13 protein-coding genes are annotated in these 11,877 nt (G+C 64.8%); all 13 read left to right on the top strand.

The window, feature by feature from the left end; all coding sequences use genetic code 11:
• The first annotated feature begins 185 nt into the window (after positions 1-185).
• The 13 genes from VN419_RS08715 to VN419_RS08655 are packed head-to-tail and all read left to right on the top strand — an operon-like array spanning position 186 to position 11,796.
• Complete coding sequence (locus VN419_RS08715; RefSeq protein ID WP_325646559.1) at positions 186-563, top strand: NADH-quinone oxidoreductase subunit A; 378 nt, start codon at positions 186-188, stop codon at positions 561-563.
• A complete protein-coding gene (locus VN419_RS08710; protein WP_325646557.1) occupies positions 542-1,090 on the top strand; it encodes an NADH-quinone oxidoreductase subunit NuoB in 549 nt (182 codons plus the stop codon). Before VN419_RS08715 ends, VN419_RS08710 begins: the two co-directional genes overlap by 22 nt.
• The gene (locus tag VN419_RS08705) at positions 1,091-1,630 is read left to right on the top strand and encodes an NADH-quinone oxidoreductase subunit C (RefSeq protein WP_325646555.1); all 540 of its coding nucleotides are present in this window, start codon (positions 1,091-1,093) and stop codon (positions 1,628-1,630) included.
• 17 nt (positions 1,631-1,647) lie between these two features.
• Positions 1,648-2,814, top strand: a complete 1,167-nt coding sequence (locus VN419_RS08700) for an NADH-quinone oxidoreductase subunit D (RefSeq protein WP_325646553.1) — start codon at positions 1,648-1,650, stop codon at positions 2,812-2,814.
• A 9-nt stretch (positions 2,815-2,823) separates the two neighbouring features.
• Entirely contained in the window at positions 2,824-3,807 is a 984-nt protein-coding gene (gene nuoH, locus VN419_RS08695; protein WP_325646551.1) for an NADH-quinone oxidoreductase subunit NuoH, read from the top strand.
• 14 nt (positions 3,808-3,821) lie between these two features.
• Positions 3,822-4,388 carry a 4Fe-4S binding protein gene (locus tag VN419_RS08690; protein ID WP_325646549.1) on the top strand — a complete coding sequence of 189 codons (567 nt, stop codon included), beginning with the start codon at positions 3,822-3,824 and terminating at the stop codon, positions 4,386-4,388.
• A 19-nt stretch (positions 4,389-4,407) separates the two neighbouring features.
• Entirely contained in the window at positions 4,408-4,917 is a 510-nt protein-coding gene (locus VN419_RS08685; RefSeq protein WP_325646561.1) for an NADH-quinone oxidoreductase subunit J, read from the top strand.
• Entirely contained in the window at positions 4,914-5,222 is a 309-nt protein-coding gene (nuoK, locus tag VN419_RS08680) for an NADH-quinone oxidoreductase subunit NuoK (protein ID WP_325646547.1), read from the top strand. Before VN419_RS08685 ends, nuoK begins: the two co-directional genes overlap by 4 nt.
• A 7-nt stretch (positions 5,223-5,229) precedes the next feature.
• On the top strand, positions 5,230-6,726 hold the full coding sequence (locus VN419_RS08675) for a monovalent cation/H+ antiporter subunit D family protein (protein WP_325646545.1): 1,497 nt from the start codon (positions 5,230-5,232) through the stop codon (positions 6,724-6,726).
• Between the two features lie 11 nt (positions 6,727-6,737).
• The gene (locus tag VN419_RS08670) at positions 6,738-6,998 is read left to right on the top strand and encodes a hypothetical protein (RefSeq protein WP_325646543.1); all 261 of its coding nucleotides are present in this window, start codon (positions 6,738-6,740) and stop codon (positions 6,996-6,998) included.
• On the top strand, positions 6,973-8,766 hold the full coding sequence (locus VN419_RS08665) for a Na(+)/H(+) antiporter subunit D (protein ID WP_325646541.1): 1,794 nt from the start codon (positions 6,973-6,975) through the stop codon (positions 8,764-8,766). Before VN419_RS08670 ends, VN419_RS08665 begins: the two co-directional genes overlap by 26 nt.
• 27 nt (positions 8,767-8,793) lie before the next feature.
• Positions 8,794-10,350, top strand: a complete 1,557-nt coding sequence (locus VN419_RS08660; protein ID WP_325646539.1) for an NADH-quinone oxidoreductase subunit M — start codon at positions 8,794-8,796, stop codon at positions 10,348-10,350.
• A gap of 12 nt (positions 10,351-10,362) precedes the next feature.
• Entirely contained in the window at positions 10,363-11,796 is a 1,434-nt protein-coding gene (locus VN419_RS08655; protein WP_325646537.1) for an NADH-quinone oxidoreductase subunit N, read from the top strand.
• Positions 11,797-11,877 lie beyond the last annotated feature (81 nt).

Raw genomic sequence — 11,877 nt, 5'->3', positions numbered from 1 at the left:
GTATAAATCCCCGCAGGTTATGAGGGGATGGGTAAGGAGAAAAACGCGGAGAAGCCGCGTTTTTCCGGACCGGGGGTTGACGTCTTCGACGACTCGGGGCAATAAACGCGTTAATAGTCCATAGGGTTTGGCGAAAGGTCCGATTTTCCGGGCCGAATTATCTTCTGTGCAAGAGGGGGAGGGGTATGGTCTTCAGCTGGCTCCATCTAGCCATCATCCTGTTCCTGATGGGCGGGTTGCTGTTTGCCGGCGGTCCGCTCGTTTTGTCTTATCTGGTTGCCCCGCGCGCCCGCGGCGGCGACATGGGCATGCCCTACGAATGCGGCATGCGCCCCTATGGCGGCGCCTGGACGAGCTTCGGCATAAACTATTACGTGTATGCTCTGTTGTTCCTGGCCTTCGATGTGGACGTGCTCTACCTGTTCCCGGTGGCCTCCGTGTACCGCGCCACCGAGGGCTGGCTGCCCTTCCTGGAGATGGTCATCTTCCTCTCTGTCCTTGCTCTGGCAATCATCTACTTCTGGGCGAAAGGGGTGTTCACATGGCCGCGCAAAATCTCATAGAGCAGAAGCCCGATGTCATCATCGCGGACCCGCTGCTGAACATCGGCCCGGCGCAGCAGATCATGGACATCTGCCGCTCCATGTCGCTGTGGCCCATGACCTTCGGCCTGGCCTGCTGCGCCATTGAGATGATGGCCGTGGGCATGGCCCGCTGGGACATCGCCCGCTTCGGGGCCGAGGTCTTCCGTCCTTCCCCGCGCCAAAGCGACCTGATGATCGTGGCCGGCACCGTGACCAAGAAGATGGCTCCGGCCGTGGTGCGCCTGTACGAGCAGATGCCCGCCCCGCGCTGGGTCATCGCCATGGGCAACTGCGCCATTTCCGGCGGCCCGTTCAAGTTCAAGGGCCAGTACGGCATGGTGGAGGGCGTGGACAAGCTCATCCCCGTGGACGTGTACGTGCCCGGCTGCCCGCCCCGGCCCGAGGGGCTGCTGGAGGGCCTGTTCAAGCTGCAGGAAAAGATCACCGGCAAGCGCTTCTGGCCCAATCCGCCCCTGGATGGCCCCTTCGACGTGGAGGGCAAGTAGATGGACGCGTTGCTGAAGGGCCTGCCCCTGCTTTACCTGGCCGCCTGCGACTTCCAGAAGACCGGCAAGACCTGGCAGGTGGTGCTGCCCGCGGCCTCCCTGGTGCGCGCGGCCGAACGCCTGCTGGCGGCCGACTATTTCCTTGAGGACATCAGCGCGCTGGACTGCGCGGAAGGCTATGTGGTGACCTACCACTTCGCCCACTTCCACAAGCCGGGCCGCACCGCCCTGCGCGTGGTGGCCCCGCACGACGCCCCGAGCGTCCCGTCCATCGCCGGCATCTTCCAGGGCGCGGAATGGCACGAGCGCGAGACCCGCGACTTCCACGGCGTGCTGTTCCCGGGCAACCCGAACTTCATTCCGCTGTTGATCGACCCGGACATGGCCGACTGCTTCCCCTTGCGCAAGGACCCCAAGTCTCGCGTGAAGATGCGCGAACTGCTGGAGGCCGGGGAGGTGCGCTTCTGCGCGCCCGGCTTCGAGCTCATGACGCCCGACGCCCCGGCCCCGGCCGAGGACGGCGCGAAAGCCACGGCATAACAAGGAAAGCGGCACCTATGACACACTACGCAAATCCCGAACATGTCGCTGGCGACTTCTACACCGAGAACTTTGCCAAGACCGCCCAGGAAGGCTCGCTCATCCTGAACCTCGGCCCGCAGCACCCGTCCACCCACGGCGTGCTCCGGGTGGTGGTGGAGATGGACGGCGAGTACGTCCTGCGGGCGGAGCCGGTGCTGGGCTACCTGCACCGCATGCACGAGAAGATGGCGGAGGTCAAAACGGCCGCCCAGTACATTCCGAACATGGGCCGCGTGGATTACGGCCACGCGCTCGGCTGGAACTGGGCCTTTGTGGGCGCGGTGGAAAAACTGGCGGGCATCGTGGTGCCGGAGCGCGCGGAATACGTGCGCACCATCACCTGCGAGCTGAACCGCCTGGCCTCGCACCTGCTCTGGTGGGGCGCCTATCTGCTGGACCTCGGCGCCTTCACCCCCATCATGTACGCCTTTGACGACCGCGAAAAGATCCTGGACATTCTGCAGATTCCCACGGGCTCGCGCCTCACCTACAGCTACTTCCGCGTGGGCGGCGTGGCGAGCGACCTGGACGAGGACTGCATCCGCCGCATCCGCGAATTCATCCCCTGGATGCGCTCGCGCCTGCCCATGTACAAGGATCTCGTCAGCGACAACATCATCCTGCGCAAGCGCATCGAGGGCATCGGCGTCATCGAGCCCGAGGCCTGCCGCCGCTACGGCGCCACCGGCCCCATCATCCGGGGTTCGGGCATCGCCTACGACGTGCGCCGCAGCGACCCGTACTCCGTGTACCCCAAGCTGGACTTCGAGATTCCCACCTCGGAGCTCAAGGACGCGCGCGGCCGCTACGACGTGCGCATCGCCGAGTTCGAGCAGAGCCTCAGAATCATCGAGCAGTGCCTGGACATGATGCCCGAGGGCGAGGTGCTGGTGAAGGGCGCGCCCAAGCCCAGCTGGAAGGCCCCCAAGGGCGAGGCCTACTTCGCGGTGGAGGGCGCGCGCGGCAAGATCGGCGTGTACCTCGTGTCCGACGGCGGCAAGAACCTGTACCGTTGCAAGCTGCGCGCGCCGGGCTACTGCAACCTGAGCCTCTTCGCCGAGGTCTCGCAGGGCACCATTCTGGCGGACGCGGTGGCCATCCTGGGCAGCCTCGATCTGATCATCCCGGAAATCGACAGGTAGGAGAACGCGATGCCCGCAGAATTCATACGCATCCTCATCGGCCTTGTGGCCGTGGCCGTCAGCGTGGGCCTCATCGGCCTGGTGATGGTCTGGGTGGAGCGCAAAGTGGCCGGCCACATCCAGCGCCGGCCCGGCCCCTACGAGGTCGGCCCCAATGGACTCTTGCAGCCCCTGGCCGACGCCCTCAAGCTGGTGGGCAAGCAGCTCTTCATGCCCGACGGCGCGGACCCCATCCTGTACTGGCTGGCCCCGGTGCTGTCGTTTTTGCCCGTGCTGCTGCTCTTCCTGCCCCTGCCCGTGGGCGACGGCCTCATGGCGCTCAATATCAACCTGGGCCTGCTGCTGATTCTGGCCTTCTCCGGCCTGGCGGTGCTTGCGCTGCTTCTGGGCGGCTGGGCCTCCAACAACAAGTACGGCCTGCTCGGCGCGGCCCGCGCGGTGGCGCAATCCGTGGCCTACGAGATCCCGCTGCTTTTGTCCGTGCTGGCCGTGGCCTTCGTGTCCGGCAGCCTGGATCTGGCCACGGTGGTCAAGGGGCAGGGCACCTGGCCCTGGAACTGGAACATCATGACCCAGCCCCTGGCCTTCCTCATCTACATAGTAAGCGCCCTGGGCGAGACCAACCGCGCCCCCTTCGACCTGCCCGAGGCCGAGAGCGAGCTCACCGCCGGTTTCCACACGGAATACTCCGGCATGGGCTTCGGTCTGTTCTTCCTGGCCGAGTACGCCAACATGGTGGTGGTCTGCGCCGTGGCCACGGCGCTCTTTTTGGGCGGCTGGCAGGGCCCGGTGCTGCCCGGACCGGTGTGGTTCGTGCTCAAGGTCTCGCTCTTGATGCTGCTCATGGTCTTCTTCCGCTGGACGTACCCGCGCGTGCGCTTCGACCAGCTTTTGAACATCAACTGGAAGTGGCTCATGCCCCTGGCCGTGCTCAACCTGCTGGCCACCAGCTTCTTTGTGAAGCTGGCACAGTACACTGAAGTGCGCTGGTAGATGAAGGAAGCCGTATGAACGCCATCAAGGAAGCATTCAAGACCGTCTCCGACCTGTGGAGTCTCATGGTGGGCCTGCGCGTGACCGGGAAATACTTCCTGGAGCCGCAGCGCACCGTGCGCTACCCCTGGAAGGCCCTTTCCAACACCGAAACCTACAAGGGCCACCTGGAGCTTGTGGGCGGCGGCAGCAAGGACCCCTTCAAGCCGCGCTGCATCTCCTGCGGCATGTGCGCCCTGGCCTGCCCGTCGAACTGCATCACCGTGGTCAAGAAAAAGGCCCCCAAGCCCACGCCCGAGGAAGAGAAGGCCCTGGCCGAGGCCAAGGCCAGCGGCGAAAAGACCAAGGACAAGACGCCCAAGGACCCGGAAAAGTTCGTGTACGACTTCAGCCTGTGCAGCCTGTGCGGCACCTGCATGGAGAACTGTCCGGCCGGTGCGCTTCGCTTCTCCAAGAACATCTACATGGCGGGCTACTCGCGCAACGACTTCCTCTTCGACCTGGTGGTGAAGCTCAGGGAGTCCGACGGCGTTGCCCCCGCCGAGCCTGCGGCCGCCCCCGCAGCCACGAGCGAGGCCTAACATGCCGAACATGCCAAACATGGAAGCCATGGCCAAAGTGGCCTTCGGGCTCTACACGCTGATCATCCTCGGCGGCAGCCTGCTGGCCGTGGGGGCCAAAAGCCTCGTGCGGGCCATGGTCGGGCTCATCGCCACGCTGCTCGGCGTTGCGGGCATGTACATGCTGTTGAACAGCACCTTCATGGCCCTCATGCAGATCCTCATCTACGTGGGCGCCATCTGCGTGCTCATCTTCTTCGCCATCATGCTCACCAAGGCCGACCCCGCGGGCGAGGAGGCCGAGAGCGCGCCCATCTACCAGAACGTGCTGGCGCTCTTGGCCGTCGTGGTGACGGGCGGGGTGCTCTCCTGGCTGCTCTTGACCCGGCCCCTGGTCACCACGGGCGTGCCGGTTGAGGTGAGCATAGAGAAGCTGGGCCTGGGCCTGCTTGGGCCCTACGGGCTCGCTTTCGAGCTGATCTCGGTGGTGCTTCTGGTGTCCATGGCCGGGGCGGTGCTCCTGGCCTGGGAGAGGAGGAACGGCAAATGAGCACGCTTACCATGTACCAGCTGGTGGCCCTGATCCTGCTTCTGGCGGGGCTTTTCGGCATCACGCAGCGCAGAACCCTGGTGGGCATGCTCATCTGCGTGGAGCTCATGCTCAACGGCGCGGGCCTGTCCATCGTGGCGGCGGCGCAGCTCACCCCGGCCAACGCCATGCTGGGGCAGCTGGGCACCCTCTTCGTCATGGGCCTTGCGGCGGCGGAGGCAACCCTGGTCCTGGCCATCATCGTGGTCATCGCCCGGCGGTTCGGCAGCACCAAAACCAGCGTCGTTTCGACTCTGAAGGGATGAGCTAACCATGACAGGGATCATCGAAAGCGCACGCGTGCTCCTGCCGGTGGCCATCACCCTGGTGGCGCCGCTTCTCATCTGGCTCAACCGGGCCAACCAGAACCGGCGCGAGGCGGTCAGCTTCATCGCCGGCGGCCTGACCTTCGCCTCGGTCTTGAGCCTGGCCCCGGCGGTACTTGCCGGGAACATCTGGAAATACACACTGTTCGACATCATGCCCGGCATCACGGTCACCTTCATGGCCGACGGGCTCTCGCTGATCTTCGGCCTGGTGGCAAGCTTCCTGTGGATGTTCGCCACCAGCTACAACATCGGCTACATGCGCACCCTGGATGAGCACGCGCAGACGCGCTACTACGTCTGCTTCGCCGTGGCCATCTTCGGAGCCGAGGGCGTGGCGCTCTCCGCCAACGTGTTCACGCTGTACCTCTTCTACGAGGTCATCACCGTGTTCACCTACCCGCTGGTCGCCCACCACCAGGACGATGAGGCCTTCACCGGCGCGCGCAAGTACATCGTGTACTTGATGGGCACCTCGAAGCTCTTCCTCCTGCCCGCCATGGTCATGACCTACGTGCTTTTGGGCCACCTGGACTTCGCCCTGGGCGACGTGACCACGGGCATGTTCCCGCCCGACGTGGTGGCCGCGCATCCGCTGGCCGTCACCATCACCTACGTGCTGTACATCGCGGGCATCGGCAAGGCGGCGCTCATGCCGTTCCACAACTGGCTGCCCTCGGCCATGGTGGCGCCCACCCCGGTCTCGGCCCTGCTGCACGCGGTGGCCGTGGTCAAGGCGGGCGTGTTCTGCGTCTGCCGCATCATGCTCTCCGGCTTCGGCGTCACGGTGATGGACCAGCTGAACCTGGGCATCCCCACGGCCATGGTGGCCACCTTCACCCTCACCGCGGCCAGCTTCATCGCCCTGACCAAGGACGACCTGAAGGCCCGGCTGGCATACTCCACCGTGGCGCAGCTCTCCTACGTCGTGGCGGGCGTGGCGCTCCTGACGCCCATGGCGGTGCAGGGCGGCATGGCCCACATCGCGCACCACGCCTTCTCCAAGATCACCCTCTTCTTCGCGGCCGGCGCCATCTATGTGGCCACGCACCTGAAGAAGATCAGCCTCATGGACGGCCTGGGCCGCAAGATGCCCTGGACCTTCGGGGCCTTCTCCATCGGGGCCCTGTCCATGATCGGCATGCCGCCTGTGTGCGGCTTCGTCTCCAAATGGTACATCGTGAACGGCGCGCTGCAGGCCGGGCAGATCATCATCTTCCTGGCCTTCATGCTCTCCACCATCCTGAACGCGGGCTACTTCGTGCCGGTCATCTACCGGGCCTTCTTCAAGGAGCCCCGGGCCGACGACCACCACTTCCATCATTACAAGGAAGCACCGCTGACCATGGTGATTCCGCTGTGCGCAACGGGCGCCATCTCGGTGTTGCTGGGCTTCTACCCGGCGCTGTTCATGGACTTCGTCCGCGTGTTCGGCAAGTTCTAGGGGGCAAAAGCATGAGCCTGTTCGGAATGTTGCTCAATTGGCTGAGGGGCAAGACGTGCATCCTGGCCGTCCTGTTCTTCCTGGGGCTTGCGGGGCTGGTGGGGGCGAACGTCTTCATCCGCCCGCACGAGGTGGAATTCGTCTATGACGCGTATCCGGGCTTCTGGGCCCTGTTCGGGCTGGTTGGCGGCCTGGCCATGGTCATCATCATGAAAAAGATCGTCCAGCCCATGATCAGCCGGGGAGATGACTATTATGAGCGCAATAGCTAGCGGTTTCGTCCATCCCACCGTGGGCTTCTACGCCCTGGCGCTGGTGTTGCCGTTTCTGCCCGGCAAGGCGTGGAAATGGCTGCTCCTGATCCCGCCCGTGGTGGCGATCTGGAGCGTCATGACCATCGAGCCGGGCCTCTACGCCCAGGCCAGCTGGCTGGGCCAGACCCTGCTGCTGGGCCGCGTGGACAAGCTTTCGCTCATCTTCGCGCAGGTGTTCGCGGTCATGAGCCTCATCGGCATGGTCTACGCCCTGCACGTGGATGACAAGCTCCAGCACATCATGGCCTGCGTGTACGTGGGCGGGGCCTTCGGCTGCACCTTCGCCGGAGACTTCCTCTCCCTGTTCGTTTTCTGGGAGCTCATGAGCATCGGCAGCACCTTCCTCATCTGGCTGGCCAGAAATGAGCGCAGCACAAAGGCGGGCTTCCGCTACTTCCTGTACCACACCATCGGCGGGCTGTTCCTCCTGATCGGCCTGCTCCTGCGCTACAAGGCCGTGGGCAACTTCGAGTTCGACCACGTGATCCCGGCGCAGATGCAGGTGTACGACTGGATGATCCTGCTCGGCTTCTGCGTCAACGCGGCCGTGGTTCCCCTGCACGCCTGGCTGCCCGACGCCTACCCCGAAGGCACGGTCACCGGCTCGGTGTTCATGTGCGCCTTCACCACCAAGACGGCCGTGTACGTTCTGTTGCGCGGCTTCCACGGGGTGGAGGCCCTGGCCATCGCCGGAACGGTGATGTGCGTGTACGGCGTGCTGTACGCGTGCATAGAGAACAACGCGCGGCGCATCCTGTCCTACCACATCGTGTCCCAGGTGGGGTACATGGTGGCGGGCATCGGCATCGGAACGGCAATGACCATGAACGGCGCGGTGGCCCACGCCTACGCGCACATTCTGTACAAGGGCCTGCTCTTCATGGGCACCGGCTGCCTGCTCTACGCCGCGGGCACCACCAAGCTGAACGAGCTGGGCGGGCTGGTGCACCGGCTGCCCTGGGTCATGGTGCTGTACATGGTGGCGGCCCTTTCCATCTCCGGCATGCCGCTGTTCAACGGCTTCATCTCCAAGACTATGACCATCACCGGCGCGGCGGAAGCCCACCGCACCTGGCTGGCCATCGGCATGGAGGTGGCCGCGGTGGGCACCTTCCTCTCCGTTGGCATAAAGCTGCCGTACTTCGCCTTCTGGGCCAAGCCGGCCAACAACACCATGGTGCTCAAGCCCATTCCGGTGAACATGTACATCGGCATGGCCATGGGCGCGGTGCTCTGCATCGCCCAGGGCCTGTACCCGGACATGCTGTACCGCTACCTGCCCTTTGAGATGGAAGAGATGTACCATCCCTGGACCACTTGGCACGTGCTGCAGGCCCTTCTGCTGCTCGGCTTCTCGGGTCTGGCCTTCTACATCACGCGGGAGATCATCACCCCGCACGCCAAGACCAACCTGGACTTCGACTTCTTCTACCGGCTCATCGGCCGGGGCGCGCTCGCCCTGGTCTCCAAGCCCCTGGCGTGGATCGACGACCGCTGGACCGAGGCCTATCGCGCCGTCGGCCTGCGCGGCCTGCTGACCCTTGCGCGGGGTACTGTCTGGTTCGACACCAAGGGAATCGACACCGTGGTGGATGGCTCGGCGTATACGGTTCAGAACGTGGGCGTGCTGAGCGCCAAGGCCCAGTCCGGCAGGCTCCAGGAATACCTGGGACTGGCGGCGGCCCTTGGCATCGGCATCTTCGCCCTTGTCTGGTACCTTGCCTAAACCCCGCAACGAGACGGAGAGCGAGCCTTGGACTTCGGATACCCGGTTTTAACAAGCCTGATCGTGTTCCCGCTTCTGGCCGCGGCGGGGCTGTTCCTCATCAAAAGCCCGCAGGTTGCGCGCGCCTACACCATGGGCGCAAGCATCCTGGAGCTCATCCTGGGACTGCCGCTGCTGTTCTTCAACTTCAACGCCGAGTTCCAGTTCGTCGAAAAGGCGCACTGGGTGCCGCAATGGGGGCTCGAGTACCACCTCGCGGTGGACGGCATCAGCTACCTCATGGTGGTGCTGACGCTGGCCATCCTGCCCCTGTGCGTCATGTGCTCCTGGACGTACATCAGCAAGCGCGTGAAGGAATTCCACTTCTGCCTGCTGTTCATGACCAGCGCCTGCGTGGGGGTCTTCGCCGCCATGGACCTGGTGCTGTTCTACGTGTTCTGGGAGGCCATGCTCATCCCCATGTACCTGTTGATCGCCGTCTGGGGCGGCGACCAGCGCCGGTACGCCTCGCTCAAGTTCTTCCTGTTCACGCTGGCGGGCAGCACGCTGCTTCTCGCCGCCATCGTGGCCTTCCGCATCACCGGGGGCACTTTCAGCATTCCCGAGCTGATGCAGATGAACTTCAGCTTCCGCTTCCAGTACTGGGCCTTTTTGGCCATGGCGCTGGCGTTTGCCATCAAGGTGCCCATGTTCCCCTTCCACACCTGGCTGCCCGCGGCCCACGTGCAGGCCCCAAGCGCCGGCTCGGTCATCCTGGCCGCCGTGCTGCTCAAGATGGGCACCTACGGCTTCCTGCGCTTCTGCCTGCCGTTGACGCCCGACGCCAGCGTGTACTTCGCGCCGCTGATGATCGCCATGTCCATCGCCAGCATCCTGTACGGCGGGGCCATCGCCCTGGGGCAGGAGGACATCAAGAAGCTGGTGGCTTATTCCTCCGTGGGCCACATGGGCTTCGTGACGCTCGGCATCTTCCTGTTCAACCTGCGCGGGGTTGAAGGCGCGCTGTTCCAGATGCTCAATCACGGCATCATCACCGGCGCGCTCTTTATGATGATCGGCGCGGTGTACGAGCGCAGCCACAGCCGCGCCATCTCGGACAACATGGGCCTGGGCAAGTATCTGCCCGCGTTCATGGGCTTCTGGGGCCTGTACGCCCTGGCCAGCTTCGGCTTCCCCGGCACCAACGGCTTCGTTGGCGAAATGCTGGTGTTCACCGGCGCGTTCCAGAAGAGCTACGTCATCGGCGCGCTGCTTGTGCCCGGCGCGCTCCTGGGCGCGGCGTACATGTTCCGCGTGAGCCTCAAGATGGCCTGGGGCAGGCCCGCAACCGCCAAGACCTGGCGCGACCTCAACAGCCGCGAGTGGGCCTTCCTGCTCATCCCGGCCGTGTTCGTCTTCTACATCGGCCTCGCGCCGAAGCTGTTCTTCGACATCATCGATCCGAGCGTGGAAAAGCTGGTGGGCGATCTGAAGACGCGCACCACGCAGACCGTCGCGGCGCAGCCGGTTCCGGCCGCCGTGGCCGAAGTGGTCCAGGCGCCCGTCGCCGCCGTCGCAACACCCGCAGAACCGGTCAACAACTAGGGAGTGGTCGCCGTGGAGTTCAATCCCATCCAGATTGTCCCGGAGCTGTATCAGCTTCTGCTCATCGTGGCCCTGTTCTGCCAGTGCCTGGGCGACGGGTCCGAGACCCCGCCCGCCGAACGCTGGCTGCCGTACTTCGCAGGCTTCGGCGTCTTCGTGAACATCGTCTCCTGGGGGGCCGAAGGCCTCCTGTTCGCCGGGGCCTACAAGCTCGACGCGCTCTCCCAGTTCTTCAAGCTGGCCATAGCCGCGGGCTTCTACGTGGCCGTGCTGAACGCCGCCCGCCAGCCCAGCCTGGAGGAGAGAAAGCGCCCGGACTACTTCATGTTCCTGGCGCTCTCCGCCTGGGGGCTCATGCTCCTGTCCTCGGCGGTGGAGCTCATCACCATCTACATCGCCCTCGAAATCAGCTCCTACAGCCTGTATGCGGTCATCCCCCTGCGCAACACCGGCGGCAAGGGCGACCCCCGCGCGGCCGAGGCGGGCATCAAGTACATCCTCTTCGGCGCGGTGGCCACCGCCGTCGCCCTGTACGGCTTCTCCTACATCCTGGCCAGCCAGCACACCAGCTACATCGCCCAACTGGCCAAGGCCAACTGGACCTGGGCCGCTCAGCCCATGGCCGTGGTGGGCCTATCGCTCTTCATGGGCGGCATGTTCTTCAAGCTGGCGCTCTTCCCCTTCCACTTCTGGTGCCCCGACGTGTACCAGGGCGCCAGCAACGAGACCGCGGGCTTCGCCGCCACCCTGCCCAAGCTGGGCGCCACCGTGGTGCTCATCCGCTTGGCCGTGCTGCTGAAGCCCGGCCTTGAGATCACCATGCTGCTGGCCGTGCTGGGCGCACTGTCCATGACCTTCGGCAACCTCTGCGCCCTGGCCCAAAAGGATGTGAAGCGCCTGCTGGGCTTCTCCTCCGTGGCCCACGCGGGCTACATCATGGTCGGACTCGTCTCCGGCACCGCCATGGGTCTGGCCGCAGCCGCCTTCTACTCCCTGGCCTATGTGGCCATGAACCTGCTCTGCTTCTGGGTCGTGTCACGTGTGGCCTCCGACGGCCGCAACCTGCAGCTCGACGACCTGAACGGCCTGTACAAGCGCTCGCCCGCACTGGCCTTCGCCCTCGGCGTGGGCGCCTTCGCCCTGGTCGGCCTGCCGCCCACCATGGGCTTCATGGGCAAGCTGTTCCTCATCGCACCCGCCTGGGAACACTACTGGTGGCTCGTCGTCGTCATGGTGCTGAACAGCGCCATAGCTATCTTCTACTACTTGAGCCTGGTGCGCCACGCCTACACCCATGAGGCCAGCGAAGACGCCCCCGTGCCCGACAACAGCCCCTTCAGCGTCTGCGGAGCCGGCATCCTGGCCGCCGTGGTGCTGCTCTTCGGCGTGCTGCCGGGCGGACTCCTGGATTACGCCGTCATGGCCGGCAAGCAGCTGCTGCCGTAAACCAGACGCCACGCATGCATACCACTCGAGGCCCGCGCAAGCGGGCCTCGTCCGTTTGAAGCGAACGGGAAGGAACGGGAA

This window comes from Humidesulfovibrio sp. (assembly GCF_035560995.1).
In the GTDB taxonomy this organism is placed as follows: domain Bacteria; phylum Desulfobacterota; class Desulfovibrionia; order Desulfovibrionales; family Desulfovibrionaceae; genus Humidesulfovibrio.
The sequence above is the reverse complement of the archived record's forward strand: the minus strand, read 5'-3'. Positions and strand labels throughout refer to the sequence as shown.